24 protein-coding genes and 1 pseudogene are annotated in these 26,376 nt (G+C 36.0%); all 25 read left to right on the forward strand.

From position 1 onward, the window contains the following. Positions 1-246 precede the first annotated feature (246 nt). The 25 genes and pseudogenes from lepA (at position 247) to DEX24_RS11440 (ending at position 26,367) form a co-directional block, all read left to right on the forward strand. The gene (gene lepA / locus DEX24_RS11325; protein WP_109306543.1) at positions 247-2,082 is read left to right on the forward strand and encodes a translation elongation factor 4; all 1,836 of its coding nucleotides are present in this window, start codon (positions 247-249) and stop codon (positions 2,080-2,082) included. A 183-nt stretch (positions 2,083-2,265) separates the two neighbouring features. Next, the gene (locus DEX24_RS11330; protein ID WP_109306544.1) at positions 2,266-2,556 is read left to right on the forward strand and encodes a hypothetical protein; all 291 of its coding nucleotides are present in this window, start codon (positions 2,266-2,268) and stop codon (positions 2,554-2,556) included. 531 nt (positions 2,557-3,087) lie between these two features. Next, entirely contained in the window at positions 3,088-3,255 is a 168-nt protein-coding gene (locus DEX24_RS17220) for a hypothetical protein (protein WP_170112920.1), read from the forward strand. 132 nt (positions 3,256-3,387) lie between these two features. Continuing rightward, complete coding sequence (gene hemW, locus DEX24_RS11335; protein ID WP_109306545.1) at positions 3,388-4,530, forward strand: radical SAM family heme chaperone HemW; 1,143 nt, start codon at positions 3,388-3,390, stop codon at positions 4,528-4,530. A gap of 92 nt (positions 4,531-4,622) precedes the next feature. Next, positions 4,623-5,648, forward strand: coding sequence for a heat-inducible transcriptional repressor HrcA (gene hrcA / locus DEX24_RS11340; RefSeq protein WP_109306577.1), 1,026 nt, complete (start codon positions 4,623-4,625; stop codon positions 5,646-5,648). Between the two features lie 22 nt (positions 5,649-5,670). After that, positions 5,671-6,246 (forward strand): nucleotide exchange factor GrpE, encoded by a 576-nt coding sequence (grpE, locus tag DEX24_RS11345; protein WP_246131366.1) that lies wholly within the window; start codon positions 5,671-5,673, stop codon positions 6,244-6,246. A gap of 68 nt (positions 6,247-6,314) precedes the next feature. Continuing rightward, positions 6,315-8,147, forward strand: coding sequence for a molecular chaperone DnaK (dnaK, locus tag DEX24_RS11350; RefSeq protein ID WP_109306547.1), 1,833 nt, complete (start codon positions 6,315-6,317; stop codon positions 8,145-8,147). 227 nt (positions 8,148-8,374) lie between these two features. Further along, the gene (gene dnaJ, locus DEX24_RS11355; RefSeq protein ID WP_109306548.1) at positions 8,375-9,493 is read left to right on the forward strand and encodes a molecular chaperone DnaJ; all 1,119 of its coding nucleotides are present in this window, start codon (positions 8,375-8,377) and stop codon (positions 9,491-9,493) included. Positions 9,494-9,509: 16 nt separating this feature from the next. Beyond that, on the forward strand, positions 9,510-10,463 hold the full coding sequence (gene prmA, locus DEX24_RS11360; RefSeq protein ID WP_109306549.1) for a 50S ribosomal protein L11 methyltransferase: 954 nt from the start codon (positions 9,510-9,512) through the stop codon (positions 10,461-10,463). Positions 10,464-10,467: 4 nt separating this feature from the next. Further along, on the forward strand, positions 10,468-11,205 hold the full coding sequence (locus DEX24_RS11365; RefSeq protein WP_109306550.1) for a 16S rRNA (uracil(1498)-N(3))-methyltransferase: 738 nt from the start codon (positions 10,468-10,470) through the stop codon (positions 11,203-11,205). Positions 11,206-11,453: 248 nt separating this feature from the next. Beyond that, positions 11,454-11,570, forward strand: coding sequence for a transposase (locus tag DEX24_RS17835; protein ID WP_373863553.1), 117 nt, complete (start codon positions 11,454-11,456; stop codon positions 11,568-11,570). Between the two features lie 407 nt (positions 11,571-11,977). Next, complete coding sequence (locus tag DEX24_RS11375; protein WP_109306578.1) at positions 11,978-13,429, forward strand: alanine/glycine:cation symporter family protein; 1,452 nt, start codon at positions 11,978-11,980, stop codon at positions 13,427-13,429. A 104-nt stretch (positions 13,430-13,533) separates the two neighbouring features. Then, the gene (locus tag DEX24_RS11380) at positions 13,534-14,337 is read left to right on the forward strand and encodes an SDR family NAD(P)-dependent oxidoreductase (protein ID WP_109306552.1); all 804 of its coding nucleotides are present in this window, start codon (positions 13,534-13,536) and stop codon (positions 14,335-14,337) included. Between the two features lie 179 nt (positions 14,338-14,516). After that, a complete protein-coding gene (locus DEX24_RS11385) occupies positions 14,517-15,386 on the forward strand; it encodes an N-acetylmuramoyl-L-alanine amidase family protein (protein WP_109306553.1) in 870 nt (289 codons plus the stop codon). 127 nt (positions 15,387-15,513) lie between these two features. Next, on the forward strand, positions 15,514-16,182 hold the full coding sequence (gene deoC / locus DEX24_RS11390; RefSeq protein ID WP_109306554.1) for a deoxyribose-phosphate aldolase: 669 nt from the start codon (positions 15,514-15,516) through the stop codon (positions 16,180-16,182). 102 nt (positions 16,183-16,284) lie between these two features. Continuing rightward, positions 16,285-16,458 (forward strand): 30S ribosomal protein S21, encoded by a 174-nt coding sequence (gene rpsU / locus DEX24_RS11395; protein WP_016426884.1) that lies wholly within the window; start codon positions 16,285-16,287, stop codon positions 16,456-16,458. Positions 16,459-16,944: 486 nt separating this feature from the next. Continuing rightward, positions 16,945-17,376 carry a transposase gene (locus tag DEX24_RS11400; protein WP_109306555.1) on the forward strand — a complete coding sequence of 144 codons (432 nt, stop codon included), beginning with the start codon at positions 16,945-16,947 and terminating at the stop codon, positions 17,374-17,376. 154 nt (positions 17,377-17,530) lie between these two features. Further along, on the forward strand, positions 17,531-17,962 hold the full coding sequence (locus DEX24_RS11405) for an RbsD/FucU family protein (RefSeq protein ID WP_109306556.1): 432 nt from the start codon (positions 17,531-17,533) through the stop codon (positions 17,960-17,962). After that, entirely contained in the window at positions 17,963-18,721 is a 759-nt protein-coding gene (locus DEX24_RS11410; protein WP_109306557.1) for a DeoR/GlpR family DNA-binding transcription regulator, read from the forward strand. It begins immediately after the preceding gene. 99 nt (positions 18,722-18,820) lie between these two features. After that, complete coding sequence (locus tag DEX24_RS11415) at positions 18,821-20,317, forward strand: sugar ABC transporter ATP-binding protein (RefSeq protein ID WP_109306558.1); 1,497 nt, start codon at positions 18,821-18,823, stop codon at positions 20,315-20,317. A gap of 17 nt (positions 20,318-20,334) precedes the next feature. Next, a complete protein-coding gene (locus tag DEX24_RS11420; protein ID WP_109306559.1) occupies positions 20,335-21,324 on the forward strand; it encodes an ABC transporter permease in 990 nt (329 codons plus the stop codon). A gap of 56 nt (positions 21,325-21,380) precedes the next feature. Further along, positions 21,381-22,364: an ABC transporter substrate-binding protein gene (locus DEX24_RS11425; protein WP_109306560.1), complete on the forward strand. Its 984-nt coding sequence runs from the start codon at positions 21,381-21,383 to the stop codon at positions 22,362-22,364. A 123-nt stretch (positions 22,365-22,487) separates the two neighbouring features. After that, positions 22,488-23,136: pseudogene (locus DEX24_RS11430) on the forward strand (class II aldolase/adducin family protein). 11 nt (positions 23,137-23,147) lie between these two features. Then, positions 23,148-24,608: a rhamnulokinase gene (locus tag DEX24_RS11435; protein ID WP_109306561.1), complete on the forward strand. Its 1,461-nt coding sequence runs from the start codon at positions 23,148-23,150 to the stop codon at positions 24,606-24,608. Further along, positions 24,586-26,367 carry an L-fucose isomerase gene (locus DEX24_RS11440; RefSeq protein WP_109306562.1) on the forward strand — a complete coding sequence of 594 codons (1,782 nt, stop codon included), beginning with the start codon at positions 24,586-24,588 and terminating at the stop codon, positions 26,365-26,367. The genes DEX24_RS11435 and DEX24_RS11440 overlap by 23 nt, the downstream gene beginning before the upstream one ends. Positions 26,368-26,376: the final 9 nt, after the last annotated feature.

Below are 26,376 nucleotides of genomic sequence, written 5' to 3' on the forward strand. Positions count from 1 at the left end.
TCTGTATATAATACAACAAGCATCATTATATCAAAGAAACCTTTATAAAATCAAGGGTCAAAGCTAAAGAATATTTCTAATGAAGAACTTTTTTTCAAAAACAACCATTTTCTAACTATAAATATATAGTATTTTACTATAACATACCATTTCATCTTCAAATATCCATAGAACTTACCATCTTTCATTGCCAATATAGGTATTGGACTGATATAATTCATAATAGCTTAATTAGGAGTGGGATGCATGAATAGAGAAGAATTATTAAAAAGACAGAAGAATATTAGAAATTTCTCCATCATTGCGCATATTGACCACGGTAAATCAACATTGGCGGATCGTATCTTAGAGAAAACGAATGCACTTAGTGCACGTGAAATGAAGCACCAACTCTTAGACTCAATGGATTTAGAACGTGAGCGCGGAATTACAATTAAATTAAATGCAGTACAGTTGAAATACAATGCGTTAGATGGCGAAGAATATACTTTTCATTTAATTGACACGCCAGGACATGTCGATTTTACTTATGAGGTTTCTCGTAGTTTAGCTGCATGTGAAGGTGCTATTTTAGTTGTAGATGCTGCACAAGGAATTGAAGCTCAGACTTTAGCGAATGTCTATTTAGCGCTAGATAATGACTTAGAAATTCTACCGGTTATTAATAAGATTGATTTACCATCTGCTGACCCTGAGCGCGTGCGCCAAGAAGTAGAAGATGTAATTGGTCTTGACGCTTCAGAAGCGGTATTAGCATCGGCTAAAGCAGGTATAGGAATCGAAGAAATTTTAGAGCAAATTGTAGAGAAGGTACCAGCACCAACCGGCGACATTGATGCCCCTCTTCAAGCACTAATTTTTGATTCGGTATATGATTCATATCGTGGTGTAATCATTTCAATTCGTATCGCTCAAGGTACTGTTAAACCAGGTGATAAAATTAAAATGATGGCAACTGGTGCTGAATTCGAAGTACTCGAAGTAGGTGTTCATACACCAGTAATGAAAAAACAAGAAATTTTAACGGTCGGCGATGTAGGCTATTTAACAGCCTCCATTAAAACGGTCGGCGATACACGTGTTGGTGATACAGTCACTTCAGCAGTGAACCCTGCTCAAGAACCATTAGCTGGTTACCGTAAATTGAATCCAATGGTATACTGTGGTCTTTATCCAATAGATACTGCACGCTATGTCGATTTACGTGAAGCGCTAGAAAAATTAGAGCTAAATGACTCATCGCTTCAATACGAACCAGAAACTTCTCAAGCATTAGGCTTTGGATATCGTTGTGGATTCTTAGGTCTTCTTCATATGGAGATTATTCAAGAACGTATCGAGCGCGAGTTTAAAATAGATTTAATAACAACAGCACCTTCAGTAATTTATAATGTACAATTAACGGATGGTTCTGAAGTAACAGTTGCTAACCCATCTGAAATGCCAAACCCGCAAAAAATTGAATCAATCGAAGAACCATATGTTAAAGCAAGTATTATGGTACCAAATGATTATGTTGGTACAGTAATGGAGCTTTGCCAACGTAAGCGTGGTAACTTCTTAACAATGGACTATATTGATACGACACGCGTAAATATTTTATACGATATGCCACTATCTGAAATTGTTTATGATTTCTTCGATGCGTTGAAATCAAGTACAAAAGGATATGCGTCGTTTGATTATGAACTAATAGGCTATAAAACATCATCTCTTGTGAAGATGGATATTTTACTAAATGCTGAGCAAGTTGATGCGTTAAGTTTCATCGTGCATAAAGACTTCGCCTATGATCGTGGTAAAATTATTGTAGAAAAACTGAAGGAATTAATTCCTCGTCAGCAATTCGAAGTGCCAATTCAAGCGGCTGTCGGCCAAAAAATTGTGGCTCGTTCTACAATTAAAGCGATTCGTAAAAACGTACTTGCCAAATGTTACGGCGGGGATATCTCGCGTAAACGTAAACTTCTTGATAAACAAAAAGAAGGTAAAAAACGTATGAAGCAAGTAGGGTCAGTGGAAGTACCTCAAGAGGCATTTATGGCTGTATTGAAAATGGATGATGACACACCTAAAAAATAATCCTTAAAAGTAATTTTTGCACCTATCTGTTTTAGATAGGTGCTTTTTGTATGCATAACTTTATGAACTATAGAATGCGTATTGCATACGGGCGTTTCTCAAATGGCTTCATGTCAAAATCTAGCTAGTAGTTTAAGGAAACAATAAATAGGTTATGTAATAAAGGGAAAGGGAGGTAATTATGTGAAATATAATGTTATTGAATTATCAATCGTAGGAAAAGAAGATTCATTACAAGAATTTAATTTTCAAAAAGAAGAAAAACGAAATACCGTTTTTAATGAAATGGTTGAGAAATTCGAAAATAAAGATGCAGAAGATGACTTGAAAGTTGTCATGGCATCAACAGCTAATTTTTCGAAAGTAAAGCATGTCGGTGATACGCCTCCGAAAGAAGAACGAATATATAAATTCTTTTCATTAAAAGATTATGTTGATTTAGAAAACTTTTTAGTGAAGAAATCGAAAGAATAATATAAAGCAGTCATAGCTTATTATCTGATTATCGATAAACTATGACTGCTTTTGTTTATAATACGAAAATAATTAATCCTTATCGAAAAAAATAAAAGAATACTGAATTTATTGAAATGGTTTTGTAATATAAATGAAGTATTACACGGCATAATTACATGAGATAATAAAAAAAGATTATGAGAGATTTTATTTTTTAAATAAATAGATTTTTTTCGCTAAACGCTTATGGCTAGTAGAGTTGTAGCTATTTGTAAATATTGGCTATTCAAAAGAACTGTTTACAAATTAATACAATGGGTATTATAATCTAAGTAGGAATGAAGTGATTTTACAGTCAATAGTCCTTGTGGAAAAACCATAGTCTGTTTTAAAAGGGATTATTCGACATTTCGTAAAACGGAATAGCGGTATTTTGTTGATTTATGTCGAAAATAATCGAAAAATAGTATACACTTACATAGTAATCTGTTAAAATTAGTTGTTACTATTAATACAGTGTTAACGTTATCAAAGATGAGGTGGTTTACAATGAAAACGCATGAAGATCAATTGGATGTATTGATGGCTCGATTGGAGAAACGTTTAACTTCTTTTGAAGCGAATGTGTCTCATATGAAGAGTAGACTGTCCGAACTAAATGAAATACAAGAAGAGTTTACTTCGACGATATATGATCCCTATGTTAAAGCAGTTTAAACTTCATTTTAAATAGATGTTAAAAATCATAGTCATCGCAGAATAATTGATTATTGAGAAGGGGCTTTTCATATGAAATCTGTTAAACTAAGACTATCGAATTTTTATATGGATAGAAAGCAGGAGATTTAAATGGCTAAAGGTGTTTATATACACATTCCATTCTGTCATCAAATTTGCAATTACTGTGATTTTAATAAGGTATTTTTTAAAAATCAACCAGTGGATGAATATATAGAATGTCTAGGGAAAGAAATGAAAATGACGGTAGCGAAAAATCCGCAGGCCTTTGAACGAATAGAAACCATCTTTTTTGGTGGTGGGACACCGACTGCACTATCACCAGAACAATTGGAACGATTGTTAATACTTGTGAAGGAAGCAATCCCAATGGATGCTGTTAAGGAGTTTTCTTCTGAAGCAAACCCAGATGAATTAACGCGCGAAAAAATAAAAGTGTTACATCGACACGGCGTCAATCGTTTGAGTATCGGTGTACAATCTTTCGATCAGGAGCTTTTACGTAAACTCGGGCGTACGCATGACAATGACCATGTTTATAAGACGATACAAGCAGCAAAAGAGGAAGGCTTTACGAATATTAGTATTGATTTAATGTACGGTCTTCCAGGGCAAACAATGGAGCAATGGCAGCATACATTGAAAATGGCGTTGGAATTACAACTGCCGCACTTTTCGGCTTATTCACTCATCGTGGAACCTAAAACGATTTTTTATAATTTAATGAATAAAGGTAAATTGCCATTACCAGGTGAAGATAATGAAGCGGATATGTACAACTATTTAATGGATACAATGGAAAAAAGCGGCCTAGAACAATATGAAATTAGTAATTTTGGTAAAGCAGGCCACGAGTCGCTTCACAACCTTATTTACTGGGATAATGAAGAATACGCAGGTTTTGGAGCAGGCGCGAGCGGTTATCTAGATGGGGTACGCTATTCTAACCATGGTCCTTTGAAAAAATATATGGAAGCGATCGATCAAGGAGAACTACCGATTTTAAATCGTACGCAAGTCGATTGGAAAGCGCAGGTGGAAGAAGAACTATTTTTAGGCTTACGTAAATCAGCGGGCATTAATAAAACGCATTTTAGTAACAAGTTCGGTAAACCAGTAGAAGCGGTCTTTGGCGATAAAATTATCAAACTAGTACAAGATGGTTTGTTAGTAGAAGAAAATGACCAATTAAAGCTGTCGAAAAACGGTAGATTCGTTGGTAATGAAGTTTTTCAAGAATTTTTGCTAGATTAACACTTTTTCATTGACATAAAAAAGGTCTTTTGATAAATTAATTATAGTGTTAGCACTCGATAGTAGTGAGTGCTAAAAAAGAGGTGATGATCATTCTTACAAATCGGCAGTTGCAAGTTTTGAAAGTAATCGTTGATGATTTTATTTCTTCTGGCCAACCTGTTGGTTCACGTCAAATTTCAAAGAAAGAGGGCGTTACATTTAGTCCTGCAACAATTAGAAATGAGATGGCGGACTTAGAGGATTTAGGTTATTTAGAGAAGACGCATACTTCGTCAGGTCGAGTTCCTTCAGAAAAGGGCTATAGATTTTACGTCGATCATTTACTAAAACCTCAAGTAATTACGAATCAAGAGATTAAAACGATACGCTCGGCTTTTACGGACCGAGTTGTCGAAACAGAGCAAGTCATCCGTAAATCGGCGAATGTCCTATCTGACTTGACGACATACACGTCAATCATTTTAGGGCCGGATGTTCAGTTGCATAAGGTGAAACGATTTTCAATCGTACCATTAAATGCAACAAGTGCAGTGGCAATTATTGTCACGGATAACGGACATGTGGAAAATAGGGTATTCGAATTAACAGATGAGCTTAATCCAGCAGACCTCGAAAAAATAGTTAATATTTTAAACGAACGTCTCGTTGGTATACCGCTCGTCCAACTCCCTCTCTACTTGGAACGTGAAACGGCACGTATAATCCAACAAAATGTCGGCTCATACAATGGCCTACTTCAATCAATTTTTGATGAAATAAATCATCGAGGAGAAGGTAAGGTTTATTATGGTGGTAAGACGAATATGTTAAACCAGCCAGAGTTTCATGACTTCGACAAAATTCGAATGCTCATGGAAATGATGGAGACGACAAGCCAAGTCCAATCATTATTACATCGTGATACTCCGGGTATCCAAATTCGTATTGGTTCCGAAAATAATAATCTAGCAGTGGAAGATTGTAGTATTATTACCGCATCTTACACAACGCATGATGATCATGTTGGCTCCATTGCCATCATCGGTCCGAAACGAATGGATTACCAAAGAGTTATTACGTTATTAGACTATGTGAGCGATGATTTGTCGAAGCTCTTACGTAGAGAAAAACAGTAGTAAGTTTAAAGGAGGATATACCGTGTCACAAGAAGAAAAAAAACAACAACAAGTAAATGAAGAAGTTCAAGAAGAACAAGTAGAAGCAGTAGAAGCAGTAGAAGCAGAGGTAGTCGAAGAAACGCCTGTTGAAGAAGAGGCAGTGGAACTTACTGAAGTGGAAGTTTTAGAACAAAAATTAAAAGAAGAAGAAGAGCGCTATCTTCGACTGAGAGCGGATTTTGATAATTTGAGACGCCGCACTCAAGTTGAAAGAGAAGCAGCTTCTAAGTACCGTTCTCAAAGCTTGTTGACGGATTTACTACCAGTAATCGATAACATCGAACGCGCATTGCAAGTAGAAGCGACTACTGAAGATGGTGAATCTATCAAAAAAGGCATTGAAATGGTCCACCGCTCTTTAATTGAAGCGGCTAAAAAAGAAGGCCTTGAAGTTATCGAGTCAGTTGATGCTCCATTCGATCCGAACTTCCATCAAGCTGTCTTCCAAGAAAAAGACGATTCGAAAGAAGCGGGCATCATCTTAGAAGAACTACAACGTGGTTATAAGTTGAAAGATCGCGTATTACGTGCTTCAATGGTAAAAGTTAACGAATAGAATAAAAAGTAAATAAAAAAACGCTTTAAACACAAAATGTGTTTATATAATTTTAGGAGGAATTTGTTATGAGCAAAATTATCGGTATTGACTTAGGTACAACAAACTCATGTGTATCAGTATTAGAAGGTGGCGAACCAATCGTTATCGCTAACAAAGAAGGCGCACGTACAACACCTTCAGTAGTAGCATTCAAAAATGGTGAACGCCAAGTAGGTGAGGTTGCAAAACGTCAATCTATTACAAATCCAAACACAATCATGTCAGTAAAACGTCATATGGGTACGGATTACAAAGTTAAAGTTGAAGACAAAGAATATACACCTGAAGAAGTTTCAGCAATGATTTTAACTCACTTAAAAGAATACGCTGAAGACTATCTTGGTGAAAAAGTAACAAAAGCGGTTATTACAGTTCCTGCATACTTTAACGATGCACAACGCCAAGCAACTAAAGATGCTGGTAAAATTGCTGGTCTTGAAGTAGAACGTATTATCAATGAACCAACAGCAGCAGCACTTGCATACGGTTTAGAAAAAATGGATATCGACCAAAAAGTATTAGTATTTGACCTTGGTGGCGGTACTTTTGATGTATCAATCCTTGAATTAGGCGACGGCGTATTTGAAGTACTAGCAACTGCTGGTGACAACAAATTAGGCGGCGATGATTTTGACCAAGTAATTATCGACTATTTAGTTGCTGAATTCAAAAAAGAAAACGGCGTAGATTTATCTAAAGATAAAATGGCATTACAACGTCTTAAAGACGCTGCAGAAAAAGCTAAAAAAGAACTTTCTGGCGTAACATCAACTCAAATATCATTACCATTCATCACTGCTGGTGAAGCGGGTCCATTACACTTAGAAATTTCATTATCACGTGCTAAATTCAATGAAATTACTGCTGATTTAGTGGAACGTACAATGATTCCTACTCGTCAAGCACTTAAAGATGCTGGTCTTTCAGCTTCTGATATTGATCAAGTAATCCTAGTTGGTGGATCTACTCGTATCCCAGCGGTACAAGAAGCAGTTCAAAAAACAACTGGTAAAGAACCACATAAAGGTGTTAACCCAGATGAAGTAGTAGCGATGGGTGCTGCAGTTCAAGGTGGCGTATTAACAGGTGATGTGAAAGACGTCGTATTACTTGACGTAACACCATTATCATTGGGCATCGAAACAATGGGCGGCGTATTTACTAAACTAATCGACCGCAATACAACGATTCCAACTTCAAAATCTCAAACATTCTCAACAGCTGCTGACAATCAACCTGCTGTAGATATTCATGTACTACAAGGTGAACGTCCAATGGCTGCTGATAATAAAACATTAGGTCGCTTCCAATTAACTGATATTCCAACAGCACCACGTGGTGTACCACAAATCGAAGTTACATTTGATATCGATAAAAATGGTATTGTAACAGTTAAAGCGAAAGACCTTGGAACACAAAAAGAACAAAATATTGTCATCAAATCTGATTCAGGTTTAACAGAAGCTGACATTGAGCGTATGGTACAAGAAGCAGAAGCAAATGCTGAAGCGGATAAAGTACGCAAAGAAGAAGCTGAGTTACGCAACGAAGCAGACCAATTATTATTCCAAACAGATAAAACAATCACGGATCTTGGTGAACAAGTTTCAGAAGATGAGAAAAAATCAGTGGAAGATGCAAAAGAAGAATTGAAAGCTGCAATCGAAGCTGGTGAGTTAGAAGGCATCAAATCTGCTAAAGAAAAACTTGAAGGAATCGTTCAACCACTTGTGATGAAAGTTTACGAACAAGCGGCAGCGGCTCAGCAGGAAGCTCAAGGTGGAGAAGCAGGCGAACAACCTAAAGATGATGGCGTTGTTGATGCTGACTTTACTGAAGTAGATGACGATAAAAAATAATTCTAAACAGACAATTAAATAAGCAGAGTGCAGTCATGAACAAGACGCTTGTCTTTAAGACTATTCTCTACTTGATAAAACGTCCGTTTACTCAAGGTAGCCAAAGACCGTTTTCGGGCTTTGGCTATTCTTTTTGAAAAAACAAAAGCACAATGGTTAAGCATCTTTAATAAACGGAATTTACATGGTACAATACTATTTATGTGAAAAGAGCGGAGTTGATAATAATGGAAAAACGCGATTATTATGAAGTATTAGGTGTAAGCAAATCTGCTACAGCTGATGAAATTAAAAAAGCCTATAGAAAATTATCTAAAACATATCATCCAGACATTAACAAAGAAGCGGATGCCGATGCAAAATTTAAAGAAATCGCTGAAGCTTATGAAGTATTAAGTGATCCTCAAGCAAAAGCACGTTATGATCAATACGGACATCAAGATCCAAACCAAGGCTTCGGTGGCGGTGGAGGCGGTGGCTTTGGTGGTTTTGAAGACATCTTCAGCTCATTCTTCGGTGGAGGCGGCGGCGGTCGTCGTCGTGATCCGAATGCACCGCAAAAAGGGAATGACCTACAATATAGTATGACAATTAGTTTTGAAGAAGCTGTATTTGGTGCTGAAAAAGAAGTAGAAATCCCACGAGACGAAACATGTGATAACTGTCATGGTTCAGGTGCTAAACCAGGGACCTCTAAGAAAACATGTACAACTTGTCATGGTTCAGGTTCTGTTGAAGAAGCAGTTAATACACCGTTCGGTCAAATGGTCAACCGCCGTACATGTAAAACTTGTGCTGGTACAGGTTCAATCATTGAAGAAAAATGTAATAAATGCCATGGTCAAGGTACAATTAAGCGTCGTAAAAAAATTAAAGTATCGATTCCAGCAGGAATCGATGATGGTCAACAACTGCGTGTAAGTGGTCAAGGTGAAGCAGGGGTTAATGGCGGACCTACAGGGGATCTATATATTGTCTTCCGCGTAAGACCATCTGATAAATTTGAACGTGATGGCGATGACATTTACTATGAATTGAATTTAACATTTGCTCAAGCTGCTCTTGGTGATGAAATTGAAATCCCAACAGTTAAAGGCAAAGTGAAAATGAAAATCCCAGCAGGTACGCAATCAAATGAACGCTTCCGCCTAAAAGGAAAAGGAATTGAAAACGTTCAAGGATATGGTGTTGGTGATCAACATGTTATCGTGAAAGTAGTCACTCCGAAGAAAATGACTGAGAAACAAAAAGAATTACTACGTGAATTTGCCAATATTTCAGGTGATATCCCAGAGGAACAAAGCAGTTCACTTTTTGATAAAATTAAGAAAAAATTTAGAGATTAATTGGAGTTGATTGTAAGTGAAATGGTCGGAATTCTCGATTCATACGTCAAATGAAGCAGTCGATGCAATTTCCAATATTCTGCATGAAGCAGGAGCTAGTGGAGTTGTTATTGAGGATTCAAGCGATTTAGTAAAAGCAAGAGAACAAGAATTTGGTGAAATTTATGCTTTAGATCCAGTAGATTTCCCGGAAAACGGTGTAATCGTGAAAGCATATTTACCGATTAATAGCTTCTTAGGTGAAACGGTAGAAGATATCAAGCTTGCAATCAACAACTTGGCGACATTTGATATTGAGTTGGGTGCCAACAAAGTATCAACATGTGAAATCGATGAAGAAGATTGGTCAACATCTTGGAAGAAGTATTATCACCCAGTGAAAATATCTAATCGCTTTACGATTGTTCCAACTTGGGAAAACTACCAACCGGTCGATAGCGATGAATTAATCATCGAATTAGACCCTGGTATGGCTTTTGGTACAGGAACACATCCTACAACTGTCATGAGCCTCCAAGCCTTAGAGAAGCATGTTACGCAAGATACAAATGTCATTGATGTCGGCACTGGTTCTGGTGTATTGGCAATCGGTGCAGCTTTACTCGGTGCGAAGCATGTACATGCACTCGATTTAGATGAAATTGCTGTTCGTTCAGCAATTGAAAATGTCGAGCTCAATAAAGTATCTACTAAAATCGACGTTGTTCAAGGCGATTTATTAGATACTGTAAAAGAACCAGCAGAAGTCGTAGTAGCAAATATTTTGGCTGAAATTATTATGACATTTACGGATGATGCATTTACGATTGTAAAACCGGGCGGCATTTATATTACTTCAGGTATTATCGAAGCGCGTAAAGAGGATGTCAAAACATCTCTTGAAGCAGCAGGTTTCATAATCGAAGAAGTAATGATGATGGAAGATTGGGTAACAATCGTTTCAAGTAAACCAGCTACAAAAGAGGTCTAAGGCGATGCAAAGATACTTTTTTGATGGCAGCTATGAAAATGGACAAGCAACGATTACAGGTGATGATGCCAAACATATGATGAAAGTGATGCGCATGCGCGAAAACGATGAGATTATTATCGTGCACAATGCTAGCGCAACAGTGAACAAAATTATAACTTTCACAGACAATGATGTTGTCGTTGAAAAGACAACGACAAGTATTCCATCACCCGAACTCCCAATACAAGTTACAATCGCTTGTGGATTACCAAAAGGGGATAAGCTAGATCTTATCGTTCAAAAAGCAACAGAGCTTGGTATGTATGCTTTATTACCTTTTGAAGCACAGCGCTCCATCGTCAAATGGGATGCCAAAAAAGGCGATAAAAAACAACAAAGATTGCAAAAGATTGCAAAAGAAGCAGCTGAACAATCACATCGCACAATTATTCCGACTGTGCATGCATCTGTAAATTTCAAGCAACTTTTAGCAACAGCCAGTCAATTTGATGCCATTTTTATTGCTGACGAAGAAGACGCTAAGCTGACAAAAAGATTACGTTTAGTCGATCATGTGAAAAAAATTGCGCACTATCAAAATCTGCTCATTGTTTTCGGGCCAGAAGGTGGTATTGATCGTCATGAATCAACAGCCCTCTTGGAGATAGGGGCGACAACTGTCTCGCTTGGTCCGCGTATATTACGCACCGAAACAGCCCCCTTATACTTCTTATCTGCTCTATCATATGAGCTCGAATAACAAGTGAATTCTAAAAAGAGGCTGGGATGAAATCTTAGCCAAAATTAAGGGAATACCGCATATGTAATTGCGGTGTTCCTTTTTTGTCTGTATATTTATGGCTCTTTGTCAACTGACGTTGGTGAAGAGATTCAATTAAATAAGGTTGTATTATATATAGTGGGGGATCGAAATAATTCATGTTTTAGACATGTAGAAATAGTGGTACTTGTTTTTTGGCAGGAATCCTCATCATTTGTTTTAATCAAGTGATTAAAACAATGAAGAATGGGCAATCAGAAATGTTAAATAGTTTTATTTTTAGTTATTCAAAGGGCTTGTTAGAAGGAATTAATAACAAAATAAATATGTATGGTTATTTATAAACGATTTGATCGATTTAAAGCGAAAATTTCATTCATATTAACGGATAAAGAAGTTGGTTTACATCTGGGCTAAATGACAATCCAGTTTCATTCCCCCCAATATTTGGCGTAAAGCCTTATATAAAGAGCCGATCAGTTTGATGTGTAGAGAAAACACATAATAAAAAATGTAGTTAGCTCATAAATACATTTTATTATGTGAAAATTATGAGCATTCTGAATGATAGAAAAACTTATAATATTCACAATCCATAATTATCCAATAAATGAAAAAAAGATTTAAATTATTCTATTAAAAAATTTAAATAGGGTATAGTATAGAATCAAAGTAATAACTTTCAGGCATTTATGAATGATTACTTTGAAGGGAAAAAGTTACATAGAGGAGGCTGACGATGGAGAGTGTAATGACGAATCTATCAGATTTTATTGAATCACTAAATAATTATTTATATTCGTATGTGTTAATTGCATTATTGTTAATAACAGGCATTTTCTTTACTTTTAAGAGTAAAGGTGTACAATTTAGGCTTTTACCTGAGATGTTCCGTGTTTTAACGGATAAGGCAACGATCGAAGGAAAAGGGAAGAAAGGGGTTTCGTCTTTCCAAGCATTTACTGTCTCAGCAGCATCACGAATAGGTACAGGTAATATCGCAGGTGTCGCTACTGCCATTGCGCTGGGTGGACCAGGTGCCGTATTTTGGATGTGGGTAATGGCCTTGATTGGAGCGGGATCTTCGTTCGTTGAGAGTACATTAGCACAGCTTTATAAGGTGAAAGACGGGGATAACTTCCGTGGTGGACCAGCTTATTATATGGAAAAAGGACTCAAAAAAAGGTGGATGGGAATCCTTTTTGCAATTGCTATTACATTTTGTTATGGTTTTGTATTTAATGCGGTTCAAACAAATACTATTGCAGCATCGTTTGATGCAAGCTTTGGGATTGATAAAATTTGGATAGGCTTAATCGTAGCAACATTAACAGCCGTCGTTATTTTTGGAGGCATACAACGAATTGCAAGCGTGACACAATTTTTAGTACCAATCATGGCCATTGCCTATATCATTATTGCATTAATCGTTGTGATGATGAATATTACAGAAGTGCCGGCAATTATTAAATTAATCGTTTCTGATGCTTTTGGTTGGAAGGCTGGGGCTGGTGGGGCAATCGGTGTAGCGATTATGCAAGGATTTAAACGAGGATTATTCTCTAATGAAGCGGGGCTTGGTTCTGCTCCAAATGCAGCAGCTACCGCAAATGTTACGCATCCGGTTAAACAAGGGTTAATCCAAACATTAGGTGTTTTTGTCGATACGATTCTTGTTTGTACAGCTACGGCAATTATTGTGTTATTAGGAGATGCCTATTTACAAAAAGGTGCAGGGAATGACTCTCGAATAGATATTACGCAACAATCACTAGTGAGTCAACTGGGTGATTGGGCAGGGATTTTCCTAACGATCGCCATCTTCTTTTTCGCCTTTAGTTCTGTCATCGGTAATTATTATTATGGTGAAACAAATATTGAGTTTATAAAAAAATCAAAACGTGCACTCTTTTTCTATCGTATTGCCGTTCTTGCATTTGTCATTTTTGGTGCAGTGGCAAAAGTATCATTAGTATGGAATTTAGCAGATTTATTTATGGCATTTATGGCATTAATCAATTTAACAGCCATTTTAATGCTTTATAGAGTAGCCTTTAGATTACTCAAAAACTATATGGATCAACGAAAATTGGGTAAAGATCCCGTATTTAAGGCGAGTGATATGCCTGATTTAGATGAAATCGAATGTTGGAATGATGAGGATAAAATTACAGTAAGTAAAGTAGGAAAAACTGAAAAATAGAAATACGCGAAAACGCCTTCTTTTTCATTTACAATCATATATTTTAATGTTAAATTATTTAACGATAAACAATGTGATTGGCAATATGAGGAGGAATTATTATTATGGGTCGTGTTCAAGATAAAGTAGCATTAGTAACAGGAGCAGCATCAGGTATTGGGCTTTCAGCAGCAACATTATTAGCAAAAGAAGGCGCTAAAGTAGTGCTTGCAGATTATAATATTGAAGGTGCTAAAGAAGTAGCAGCAGCTTTAAAATTAGAAGGTTTAGAAGCAACAGCAGTATTCGTTAATGCATTGGAAGAGCAGTCGATTAAAGACGCTGTAGAATTCACTGTGGATACGTATGGTGCATTAAATATTCTTTATAATAATGTTGGTGGTACAAATGTTCGTAAAGATTTAGATATTGTTAACATGGATCTTGATGAATGGGATCGTACGATGGATATCAACCTTAAATCAGTTTTATTAGGTTCTCGTTTTGCCGTTCCTCATATGCAAAAAGCGGGCGGCGGTTCAATTATCAATACAGCTTCAATGGGTGGTTTTGCTTCTGATGCTATCCGTACTGGATATGGTACTTCTAAAGCAGGCGTTGTACATTTAACAAAATATATTGCAACTCAATATGGTAAAGATAATATCCGTTGTAACGCAATCGCACCAGGATTAATTTTAACGCCAGCAGCTATTAATAATCTACCAGCTAAAATGATTGAAATTTTTACAAAATATAACGCATTACCATACAATGGTGAAGCGGATGATATCGGTCACGCAGTAGTATTCTTAGCTTCTGATGAGTCTAAATTTATGACAGGTCAAACAATGCAAATTGAAGGTGGTCACTATATGGCTAACCCAACAATCGCAGATTTAAATGAATTTTTAACAGCGAATAACTAATCGTATTCAAGTGAATAACAAAGCTAGTATGTAGACAGATTTTATGTCATATGCTAGCTTTTTTTTTTAGGTCATAAGGTTTTAAAAAAGCAATCGTCTAATGACCATGCAATCTAGTTGAAAAAAGCTTATACTAGTAATATCTCATCATAGAGTAAACTTTAAAAGGATGTGATTAGTTGCGAAATTTGATGATTGCTATTTTAGTAGTTGCTGTAGTTATTCCAACTAGTATAGTCATTTTTCATAATCAACAAACGGCATCATCAGTAACCACCTTAGAAAATTCACAAAAAACTGTGTTAGTTGATACGCCAAAAAAAGAACCTACTGTGCAAAAAAAACTAGCAGTGGTCGATCAGCCACAGTCAACTACTGTGAAAAAACCTCAAATGCCGATAAAGAAAAAAGAGCGCGCGATGAGAATTGTCATTGATGCAGGTCACCAAAGATATGCTGACTATCGTTTAGAGCGCGTAGGACCGCAGTCGAATAAATGGCTACCAAGTATGCCTCCTAGTAGTTACGGCGTCACTACAGGCCAAGCAGAACATCAATTAACACTAGATGTAGCGAAGAATATGCAGCAGCAATTGAAGAAAAAAGGTTATGAAGTCTTTTTAACGCGACAGAAAAATGTTATTGCTTTAACGACGATGGAGAGAGCCAAAATCGCGAAGAAACATAAAGCGGATCTTTATATTAGCCTGCATGCGGATGGTGCAAGTAAACCAAATGCGCAAGGGATGTATATCATCATGCCTGGTAAGTCAAACCCGTATACAAAGCATATTTACAAAGAGAGTGCCCAAGTCGGTAAATCAATATTAAAAGCTACGAAGAAAAAATCAATTCCTACATATTTAAATGGTGAAAACTACAGCGCTGATTTAGCGACTCTCAACTGGTCTAGCATGCCTGTAGTTTTAGTTGAATTAGGCTATCTAAATAATGTGAAAGATGATCGCCGACTTGCGACTAAAAGTTATCAGCAAAAACTCTCAACGGGTCTAATTGTTGGAATCGATAATTATTTTAATAAAAAGTAATCACACTTGTTTTGTTCACAAAGCGGGTGTGAATTTTTTTAATTTCTGTAGAAAACTATTCATTTCATTTAATACATGCTATTCTATTGAAGAGGTACGTACATCTTATAAAAAGGGAGTTTTGACAATGACAAACAATATTGCAGCATTAATCGATCACACACTATTAAAACCGGAGGCAACACCTGAAGAAATTATTCAGCTATGTGCAGAAGCAAAGGAATATAAATTTGCCTCAGTATGTGTTAACCCTAGCCATGTTGCACTGGCAGCTACACAATTAAAAGGTGAGTTTTCTAAAGTTTGTACAGTCATCGGATTCCCATTAGGTGCATCGACAACAGAAACAAAAGCATTTGAAACAAAAGATGCGATTGAAAAAGGCGCTACAGAAATCGATATGGTTATTAATATGGGTGCATTACGTGCAAAACAATATGATCTGGTGTTACAAGATATGAAAGCAGTAAAAAATGCAGCAGGTAAATTATGCGTTAAAGTTATATTAGAAACATGTTTATTAACAAATGAAGAAAAAATTAAAGCATGTGAATTAGCTGTTCAAGCAGGTTTAGATTTTGTGAAAACTTCAACAGGATTTTCAACTGGAGGAGCGACAGTTGAAGATGTCGCAATTATGCGTAAAACAGTGGGGCCAGACCTTGGTGTGAAAGCTTCTGGTGGCGTTCGTAGCCTAGAAGATCTTGAAGCAATGGTTGCTGCTGGAGCGACTCGTATTGGAGCAAGTTCAGGTGTGAAGATTATGAACGGCTTAAAATCGGATTCTGAATATTAATTGCTCGGAACCCTTGACCCCTATACGAATATAGGATATAATTCGGTAGTAGACAACATTTATTGTTGTGATTTGACGTGTGTCGGAGGGAGGGAAAGAGAGATGTCAAAAACTGTCGTTAGAAAAAACGAATCGCTTGAGGATGCTCTTCGCCGCTTCAAACGTACTGTTTCTAAAAGTGGTACAATTCAAGAGGTAAGAAAACGCGAATTCTATGAAAAACCAAGTGTTAAACGCAAAAAGAAATCAGAAGCTGCTCGTAAACGTAAGTTCTAAGTTTTTAATAATTCCTAGACAATCCCTACGTTCAAAACACGCACTATCATGATTTATTTAAATTGCAAATGAACGAAAGTCTAGATGCCATTACGGTGTCTAGGCTTTTTTAATATGTAAATTATGGTTCTATTCTATATGTTGGGGTATTAAAACAATTCATGTTTTAGACAATTAGAAATAGCGAGAGCTTTCCGCCGACAAGTAACGCACTATTTATTTTCACTGTAGGTGAAAATAAAGGATTGCTTACCACTTGTTTTTCGGCAGGAGTCCTCGCTATTTCTTTTAATCATGATGAACATACCTAAAAATAGACAGAAAAAAGCACATAAAATGGTTTGAACGACTTACGGTTTTGTATTATAAGCGTCGGCGCTATGTCTGTTCTTGTGGAAAACGTTTTTCAGAAAAAACTTCTTTTATTGAACGTGATCAACGCTTTTCAAAAGAATGGCATTCATATAATCGGAACGTGTGAAAAGAATGCGTCATGTATTTTATAAACGAGAAGCACAATTAAATGAAAAGCAATTATGGAAATTAAATCGTTACCGTTCACTATCCTCTCAATTAAAAATGGCATATGAATTAAAAGAATCTTATTGTGAATGGTTTGATTGGGCCAAAAACGCGAATGATATGAACGAAATAAAAATGAAATTAGCCTGTTTTTATCGTAAGGTACCAGAGGTTAACATCCCAACTTTTAATCAAGTGATTAAAACGATGAAGAATTGGCAAACTGAGATTTTAAATAGCTTCGCTTTTGGTTATTCGAATGGCTTTTTAGAAGGTATTAATAACAAAACGAAAGTAATGAAACGACATGCATATGGTTATAAACGATTTGATCGATTGAGAGCGAAAATCTTACTAACATTAAAGTATAAAGAAGTTGGTTTACATCTAGGCTAAATGAAAAAGGTGAATGAAATTGAAAATCTAATTTCATTCACCCCAAGCTTTGACACAGAGTCTAAATTATTTACCCTATTTTGTTTCATATTTTCCATTTATTTGTTATTATCAAATAAAAACAAAGAAAATAACAGAAAACAGGAGGCGTCATATGTTAAAAAATATTCCGAGTATCCTTTCACCGGCATTATTAAAACTACTTATGGAGATGGGACATGGTGATCAAATCGTCATCGCAGATGCAAATTTCCCAGCTGCCTCATTAGCTCGGAATTTAGTAAGAGCAGATGGTCATGGCAGCGAGGCGTTACTAGCAGCCATTTTACAGCTGATGCCAATTGATACGTATAGTGAAAAATCTGTACTATTTATGCAGCATGGAAAAGAAGTTGCAACACCAAGAATTTGGGACAAATATGAGCAAATTATTCAAGATGCCAATGAACCACTATCAATTGGGCATATACCAAGATTTGATTTTTATAATTTGGCTAAAACCTGTTATGCAATTGTAGCAACAGGTGAAGAACAGTTATATGCGAACATCATTTTAACAAAGGGCGTATTACAAGGAGGGCTATAAATGTTAGCGACAGAAAGACATAAAAATATTATCAAAAATTTGCAGGAACACAGAATGGTTAAAGTGACTGAATTAAGTAAGACATTAAATGTAACGGAAGAAACAATTCGGAGAGATTTAGAAAAACTAGAATTGAAGCATAAACTTAAAAGGACACATGGCGGTGCGATTCCGATTGTAGATCGTGATGATGATGAAATCCCTTTTAGTGATCGTAAAATAATGAATAAAAAAGAAAAATTAGAAGTAGCTAAGAAAGCAGTTTCTTTAATTAATGAAAAAGATATTATTTTTTTAGATGCAAGTACAACGGCACTATATCTAGCGCGTTTTTTGCCAAATATGGATTTAACCGTATTAACAAACTCTATGCCTGTAGCCATTGAATTAGCGAAAAATCATAAAGTGAAAGTTATGTTAACAGGTGGTACCGTTTCTGAAAATTCATTATCCTTGGTAGGGCCAACAGCTATACGCTCTATTGAGCATTTTCATGTTGATAAAACCTTTTTTTCGTGTAAAGGTTTTGACAAAGAATGGGGAGTAAGCGATTCAAATGAACAACAAGCAAATGTAAAACGAAGAATTATCAAAAATTCAGACGAGGTTATTTTACTGATTGATCACAGTAAATTAGGACAAAAATCATTTGCCAATATTGATGATAAGAATGTATTAGACTATATAGTTGTTGATAAAGGAGCGAATATTGCTTTAGTCGAGAATATGCTTTCAAAACATACAAAAGTAATTATTTAAAATAAATTACAATAAATGTTGATTTTTGTATAATCTTTACATATAATCAACATTAACAAAGAAAAAACAACAAAAACAAAATTTAATTGAGGTGGGAAAATGAATAAATTATTGGAGATGCACAATATTTCTAAATCTTTTCCTGGTGTGAAAGCTTTATCAGATGTCTCACTTGATTTGAATCATGGGGAGGTTCTTGCACTTGTAGGGGAAAATGGTGCAGGAAAATCCACATTGATGAAGATTTTAACAGGTATCTATAGTAAGGATGATGGTGAGATTTTATATGAAGGAAAACCATTACAACTAACTTCACCGAAAGAAGCACAAGAAATGGGGATTTCAATCATACATCAAGAATTAAATTTAATGAAAGATTTAACAATTGCTGAAAATATTTTTATTGGACGTGAACCAAGAGGTATGTTTAATTTTTTTATTAAAGATCGAAAATTAAATGACATGACAAACGAACTTTTCGAAAAGCTTGCTTTAAAATTGGATTCCAAAACAAAAGTACAAAATTTAACAGTAGCCAAGCAACAGATGGTCGAAATTGCAAAGGCATTATCTTTTGATTCAAAAATTCTTATTATGGATGAACCGACTACGGCTTTAACTGATTCAGAAATTGATGTTCTTTTTGCCATAATTGAACAATTAAAAGAAAAAGGTGTGGGCATTATTTATATTTCACACCGCATGGACGAGCTTAAACGAATTTCTGATCGTGTCTTGATTATGAGAGATGGTCAATACGTAGATACGCTGGAAACAAAAACAACAGAAATATCAACCGTAATCAATAAAATGGTCGGTAGAGAAATATTTATAGAATCCAAACCAGAGAAATTTGATGACAATGAACAGATTGTATTAGAACTAAAAAATGTTGAAACGATGAAACAGTTAAAAAATATTAGTTTTCAATTAAAAAAAGGTGAAATTTTAGGTTTTGCAGGTTTGATGGGAGCAGGTAGAACCGAAGTAGCAAATGCAATCTTTGGAGTGGATCGACTAAAAAAAGGTGAAATTCATTTGAACGGTAAAAAGGTCACAATAAAATCACCAGCCAAAGCTGTGCAAAAAGGAATAGGATACTTATCAGAAGACAGAAAACATCTGGGATTACTGACAGATCTTGATGTTAAAACAAATATTATCATGTCTAATATAGAGAAAATTCAGAATTTTGGATTTATTAATGAAAATACTTCTAAAGAGATAGCAGAAAAATATGTAAAACAATTAAAAATCAAAACACCAAATGTTAATCAGAAAATAAAATTTCTGTCAGGAGGCAATCAACAAAAAATTGTCATTGCAAAATGGTTACTAAAAGATTGCGATATTTTAATATTTGATGAACCTACTCGCGGAATTGATGTTGGTGCTAAGGGAGAAATTTATAAATTACTCGATGAATTAGCTGAAAGTGGTAAATCAATTATTATGATTTCTTCAGAACTACCTGAAATTTTAAGAATGAGTCATCGAATTGTAGTGATGTCTGAAGGGAAAATAACAGGAATCTTAAAATCAGAAGAAGCATCACAGGAAAAAATAATGGAATTGGCAACGGCTTACCAAGCCTAAGTAAAGGGGGATTTTTAATGAAAGCGGATACAATAATTGAAGAGCATACTAAAAAAAAGTTTAATGTATCAGGTAATACCATTCAACAGCTTTTAGCTTTTAGTAGTTTGATTGTCTTGGTACTCTTTTTCACAATAGCCTCACCAAATTTTTTACAAACAGATAATATTATTGGTATTTTTCTCTCTACTTCTGTAACAGGGATTTTAGCTTTGGGTGCTACATTTGTCATTGTAACATCAGGAATTGATTTATCAGTTGGTACCGTTATGGCACTATCATCCGTCATGACAGGCATGATTGTCGTAAATGCTGATTTACCAATAATGGTCGGCGTAGTAGGTGGGATAGCTACTGGTGCATTTTGTGGCTTCATATGCGGGCTTGTTATTACGAAATTAAAAATACCGCCATTTGTTGCAACATTAGCAATGATGATGATTGCTAAAGGTTTAGCTCTTGTCATATCTAAAGCCTCACCAATCTACTTCACTGATAAACCTAACTTCTCAAAAATTTCGTTGGGCACATTACCGGGTACGTCGATCCCGTATGCAGTAGTTATCTTTTTTGCTTTAGGAATTATTGCAGCAATTTTATTATCTAAAACAGTATTTGGTCGATTTACAATTGCCATCGGTAGCAATGAAGAAGCAACTCGCTTGTCGGGTGTAAATGTAGATAGGTGGAAAATAATGGTTTATTCTGTTGCCGGGTTATTTACAGGTATTGCCGGTGTCATTATGGCTTCTAGATTAAATTCAGCACAACCAGCACTTGGTCAAGGTTATGAGTTGGAAGCAATTGCAGCAGTCGTAATCGGGGGAACTTCTTTAAGTGGTGGGAAGGGAACAATAGTTGGAACGTTAATCGGAGCATTAATTATGAGCGTCTTAACAAATGGTCTAAGGGTACTTTCTATACCGCAAGAATGGCAAACTGTTGTTGTTGGTGTAGTAATTATATTTGCAGTATTTATGGATATTTTGAGAAGAAGAAAAGAATAGCAAGTTTAGTACGGTATTAATCTTCAGTGATTGATATAAAAAAAGGGGGACTAATGATGAAGAAAAAAAGTTTATTTCTATCTAGTTTGTTAGCAGTTGCGATGATTTTAGGGGCATGTGGCTCTGATGAAAAATCAACAGGTGATAAAGATGCTGATGCTAAAAGTGATCAGCCTTATATCGCTATTGTATCAAAAGGTTTTCAACACCAATTTTGGCAAGCTGTAAAAAAAGGTGCTGAAAAAGCAGCAGATGAATACAATGTGAAAATTACATTTGAAGGGCCAGAAAGTGAAGCACAAGTAGATAAGCAAATCGAGATGCTTAAAGCAGCTTTGGATAAAAAACCACAGGCTATAGGTTTTGCAGCGTTAGATTCTAAAGCTTCTATTAATTTATTAGAAGAAGCAAAAAGTAAAAAGATCCCTGTTGTTGCGTTTGATAGCGGAGTAGAAAGCGATATTCCAGTTGCTACAGCTTCAACAGATAATGAAGCGGCAGCAGCATTAGCAGCAGATAAAATGGCTGAAGCAATAGATGGTAAGGGTGAAATTGCATTAATTGTACAAGATCAAACGTCTTTAACTGCAAAACAACGTCGAGATGGTTTTAAAAATCAAATTGAGAGTAAATATCCTGATATTAAAATAGTTGATATTCAATATGGTGGAGGAGATCATTTAAAATCGACCGATTTAGCAAAAACAATTATGCAAGCTCATCCCGATTTAAAAGGGATGTTTGGAACAAATGAAGGCTCTGCTATTGGTGTTGTGAATGCCGTACAAGAAATGAAGAAAACAGGAAAAGTGATAGTAGTTGGCTTCGACTCAGGTAAACAGCAACTTGATGCCATACGGAGTGGACTAATGTATGGGGCTGTTACACAAAACCCTGAAGGAATCGGTTATGAAACCGTTAAAGCAGCAGTTGAAACATTGGATGGAAAAACTGTCGACAAACAAATTGATACAGGATTTTATTGGTATGACAAAGAAAATATTGATTCTGATGAAATAAAAGCAGCGGTTTATGAATAATAGATAATTGTAAAACCTCAAAAGATAGTCAATAATGCGTGGCGTCTTTTGAGTTTTTTTAAAACGAATGAATGACGATTATTAAAAAATAAGTAAAAAATTAATTAGGGGAGGTTACTAAAGATGTCTCATGTAATAGAGCAATTAGATAAATATGCAAAAGAACTAGTGGCTTCAGGGTTAGTTGTTGGAGCAGGTGGAAATTTAAGTATGCGTGATGGTGACTATATGTATATCTCACCAAGTGGTTATGATTTAAAAGAAATAAAAAAAGAGGAGTGGGTGAAAGTACATATTATTTCTGGAGAAGTATATGGCTCTATTAAGCCTTCATCGGAATTACTTATGCACTTGGCTTGCTTTAGAGAAAATGAAGAAATAACAGCGGTCTTGCATGCGCATCCAACGTATTCAGTCAGTGTTTCTTCAACAGGTAAAGAAATACCTGCCCTATTCCCAGATTTCCCGGCAATGGTGAAGGATGTTGCCTATATTGATTATGTCATACCAACAACAGAACTATTGGCAAATGAAGTAGCAAATCATGCACAAAAGGCGCAAGTTATGGTGTTAAGAAATCATGGAGTCATAACGCTTGGTAAAACAATGAATGAAGGAAGCTTATTTTTTTATGCAATTAACAGAGGAATCAGCGAAGGTTTTTGCCATTAGCCAACTCTTTGGCGGTGCACGTCATTTAACGGAAGAAGAGTGTGAGGCACTTAGAAACTTATCCTCTGAAAAATTCCGTTCGAAGTTATTAAAAGAGTAGGAGGTAGCATAATGCGTGAAGTACTTGCTTGTGATCTTGGTGCATCAAGTGGGAGAGTCGTACTACAACAGTTTGATGGTCAAAAAATATATTCAAAAGAAATTCATCGTTTTGTGAATGGACCTGTTAAAAAACAGGAGCACTTTCGATGGGATTTTGAAGGCATTATGAATAATATTCAAACAGGTATTTTAAAAGCACCAAACACGGTTTCATCTATAGGTGCAGATACTTGGGGAGTCGATTTTGGCTTATTAAATGCCGAAAACAATTTAATCGCACAGCCTTTTTCATATCGAGACCCTTATTCCATTCCCTATCGAGAAAAAATTAATAGTTTACTAGCAGAGTTTACTTTATTCCAAAAAACGGCTAATGAAATTTCATCCATCAACACGATTTTTCAATTGATGGCCATTTCAGATAGGTATCCGACATTATTAGATTATGCGCATCATATATTAATGACACCCAATTTAATTGTCCATGCGTTAAGTGGTGAAAAAATCAATGAATTTTCCATTGCGTCAACATCTGGTTTAGTGAATATGCAGACGAAAAATTGGGATATAGCTATTCAAGAGAGAATTTTTGGTAAACAATTACCACTATGTAATATTGAATTACCACACCAAATAGTTGGTCATTTTAATCAAAAAATCAAAGTTGCTTTAGTGCCAGGGCATGATACTGCTTGTGCCTTATCAGCTTTTCCAATTAAAAAGAAAGATACGTTATTTATAAGTTTAGGAACGTGGGGACTCATTGGTAAAGAGGTCGAGCAAGCCATCGTTTCAGAAGCAGCATTTTTAGGCGGTTTTACGAATGAAGGTAATAGTGAGGGGCATTATCGTTTTCAGAAAAATGCAATGGGCTTTTGGATTATGCAAAAATTACGTGAAGAGTGGGCAATCAAAAAACAAACACTTACGCACGCTGAAGAAGAAATTGAACTTGTGAAATACACAAAATTCGAATCGATCATAGATCCAGAACATCCAAGTTTTTTTAATCCAGTAAATATGACAGAAGCGATTCAAACATACTGTCAAATGACAAATCAACATATACCAGTTGAAATTGGTGAGTTTTTAAATTTATTCGTTAATAGTATTGCCTTATCATTCAATCATATTATTGAAGATATGAGAACGATTACGAAGGAATCTATAGAAGAAATTATTATTGGTGGAGGTGGAGCAAATCATGTCACACTTTGCCAAAAAATAGCAAATAGTACTGGGATTCTACTGTATACGGGTCCTTCAGAAGTAAGTTCGATTGGCAATGGTATTTCTCAATTAAGAGCATTAGGTGAGATTCAATCCTTGCAAGAAGGACGTGAAGTTGTGCGAAATTCATACACTTCGAAAATATATGAGCCCCAGCACTCTTTAATTTGGAAAGAAATGAATGAAAAATATAAAAAAATTATCGGAGGAATTCAAAATGACGAAAAGGTATTTGAATGATTTACCGAAAATTGGTATAAGACCAGCAATCGATGGTAGAAGAAATGGTGTTCGAGAGTCATTGGAAAAAACAACGATGGCTATGGCGCATGCAACAGCACAATTTTTAACAGAAACGCTACGTTATTTTAATGGGCAACCTGTGGAAGTGGTCATAGCAGATACATGTATTGGTGGCGTTGCAGAGGCGAATATGGCAGCTGAAAAATTTCGTAAAGAAGGTGTGGGTGTTTCAATCACCGTAACACCTTGTTGGTGCTACGGTAGTGAAACAATGGATATGGATCCACACACACCAAAAGCTATCTGGGGATTTAATGGTACGGAGAGACCGGGTGCGGTTTACTTAGCAGCCGTACTTGCAGCACATAATCAAAAAGGTTTACCAGCATTTGGTATCTACGGCGAAGATGTCCAAGATGCCGGAGATCAAACGATTCCACAGGATGTCCAAGAAAAATTATTACGTTTTACAAAGGCAGCTCTTGTTGTTGCCATGATGAGAGGAAAATCTTATCTGTCAATCGGATCAGTATCTATGGGGATTGCTGGGAGTATTGTGAAAGATGACTTTTTCCAAGAGTATCTTGGTATGCGTAATGAGTCCATTGATTCAACTGAATTACTACGTAGATTAGAACTGGGTATATATGATGAAGAGGAATTTACACATGCCTACAAATGGGTGAAAAAGAATTTTACAGTAGGTAAGGATCAAAATAAAGAAACATATAAACGTTCAGAAGATAAGAAAGAGGAAGATTTAAAAACATCCATTAAAATGGCAATAATCGGTCGTGATTTAATGATTGGCAATAAAAAACTTGCAGACAAAGGATTCATAGAAGAATCTATGGGTAGAAATGCACTAATTGCTGGTTTTCAAGGGCAAAGACAATGGACAGATCACTATCCAAATGGTGATTTTATGGAAACTATTTTAAATTCATCTTTTGATTGGAATGGCAAGCGAGCACCTTTTTTAATGGCTACAGAGAATGATAGCTTAAATGGTGTAACGATGGCTTTTGGGCATTTACTAACAAATACTGCACAGATTTTTGCAGATGTACGAACGTATTGGAGTCCAAAAGCTGTTGAAAGGGTGACTGGTTCAGCTCCGACTGGAAAAGCATCAGCTGGTTTTATTCATTTGTTAAACTCTGGTGCTGCAGCACTTGATGGTACTGGACAGCAAAATATTGATGGGAAACCAGTATTAAAACCATTTTGGGAGATTACGGATGAGGAGGTAGCCAGTTGTATTGAAGCTACTCAATTACGTCCAGCGTCAACTGAGTATTTTCGCGGTGGTGGTTTCTCAACCGATTTTACTACAAAAGGAGATATGCCCGTAACCATTGCACGTCTAAATATTGTAAAAGGTCTGGGACCAGTTTTACAAATAGCTGAAGGTTTCACAGTAGAACTGGATGATCATGCCCATTTATTATTGGATGAACGAACAGATCCAACTTGGCCAACAACTTGGTTTGTTCCAAACCTAACAGGTGAAGGTGCTTTCACCGATGTGTATAGTGTTATGGCTAACTGGGGTGCAAATCATTGCGTTATGAGTTATGGCCATGTCGGGGCCGATTTTATTACATTGGCATCCATGTTCCGTATTCCCGTGAATATGCACAATGTCCCAGCTAAAGATATTTATAGACCAAGTGCATGGGGGATGTTTGGTACATCACAGATAGAACAAGCGGATTATGGGGCATGCAAAGTCTTTGGACCTCTTTACAAATAGGAGGGATTG

It is taken from the genome of Kurthia sibirica, from assembly GCF_003143975.1.
In the GTDB taxonomy this organism is placed as follows: Bacteria; Bacillota; Bacilli; order Bacillales_A; family Planococcaceae; genus Kurthia; species Kurthia sibirica.

What these genes read in the sequence shown, in the direction of transcription:
- lepA (WP_109306543.1), top strand. Translation starts at nt 247, where the DNA reads ATGAATAGAGAAGAATTATTAAAAAGACAGAAGAATATTAGAAATTTC.
- DEX24_RS17220 (WP_170112920.1), top strand. Translation starts at nt 3,088, where the DNA reads ATGAAAACGCATGAAGATCAATTGGATGTATTGATGGCTCGATTGGAG.
- hemW (WP_109306545.1), top strand. Translation starts at nt 3,388, where the DNA reads ATGGCTAAAGGTGTTTATATACACATTCCATTCTGTCATCAAATTTGC.
- dnaK (WP_109306547.1), top strand. Translation starts at nt 6,315, where the DNA reads ATGAGCAAAATTATCGGTATTGACTTAGGTACAACAAACTCATGTGTA.
- dnaJ (WP_109306548.1), top strand. Translation starts at nt 8,375, where the DNA reads ATGGAAAAACGCGATTATTATGAAGTATTAGGTGTAAGCAAATCTGCT.
- DEX24_RS11365 (WP_109306550.1), top strand. Translation starts at nt 10,468, where the DNA reads ATGCAAAGATACTTTTTTGATGGCAGCTATGAAAATGGACAAGCAACG.
- DEX24_RS11375 (WP_109306578.1), top strand. Translation starts at nt 11,978, where the DNA reads ATGACGAATCTATCAGATTTTATTGAATCACTAAATAATTATTTATAT.
- DEX24_RS11380 (WP_109306552.1), top strand. Translation starts at nt 13,534, where the DNA reads ATGGGTCGTGTTCAAGATAAAGTAGCATTAGTAACAGGAGCAGCATCA.
- deoC (WP_109306554.1), top strand. Translation starts at nt 15,514, where the DNA reads ATGACAAACAATATTGCAGCATTAATCGATCACACACTATTAAAACCG.
- rpsU (WP_016426884.1), top strand. Translation starts at nt 16,285, where the DNA reads ATGTCAAAAACTGTCGTTAGAAAAAACGAATCGCTTGAGGATGCTCTT.
- DEX24_RS11400 (WP_109306555.1), top strand. Translation starts at nt 16,945, where the DNA reads ATGCGTCATGTATTTTATAAACGAGAAGCACAATTAAATGAAAAGCAA.
- DEX24_RS11405 (WP_109306556.1), top strand. Translation starts at nt 17,531, where the DNA reads ATGTTAAAAAATATTCCGAGTATCCTTTCACCGGCATTATTAAAACTA.
- DEX24_RS11410 (WP_109306557.1), top strand. Translation starts at nt 17,963, where the DNA reads ATGTTAGCGACAGAAAGACATAAAAATATTATCAAAAATTTGCAGGAA.
- DEX24_RS11415 (WP_109306558.1), top strand. Translation starts at nt 18,821, where the DNA reads ATGAATAAATTATTGGAGATGCACAATATTTCTAAATCTTTTCCTGGT.
- DEX24_RS11420 (WP_109306559.1), top strand. Translation starts at nt 20,335, where the DNA reads ATGAAAGCGGATACAATAATTGAAGAGCATACTAAAAAAAAGTTTAAT.
- DEX24_RS11425 (WP_109306560.1), top strand. Translation starts at nt 21,381, where the DNA reads ATGAAGAAAAAAAGTTTATTTCTATCTAGTTTGTTAGCAGTTGCGATG.
- DEX24_RS11435 (WP_109306561.1), top strand. Translation starts at nt 23,148, where the DNA reads ATGCGTGAAGTACTTGCTTGTGATCTTGGTGCATCAAGTGGGAGAGTC.
- DEX24_RS11440 (WP_109306562.1), top strand. Translation starts at nt 24,586, where the DNA reads ATGACGAAAAGGTATTTGAATGATTTACCGAAAATTGGTATAAGACCA.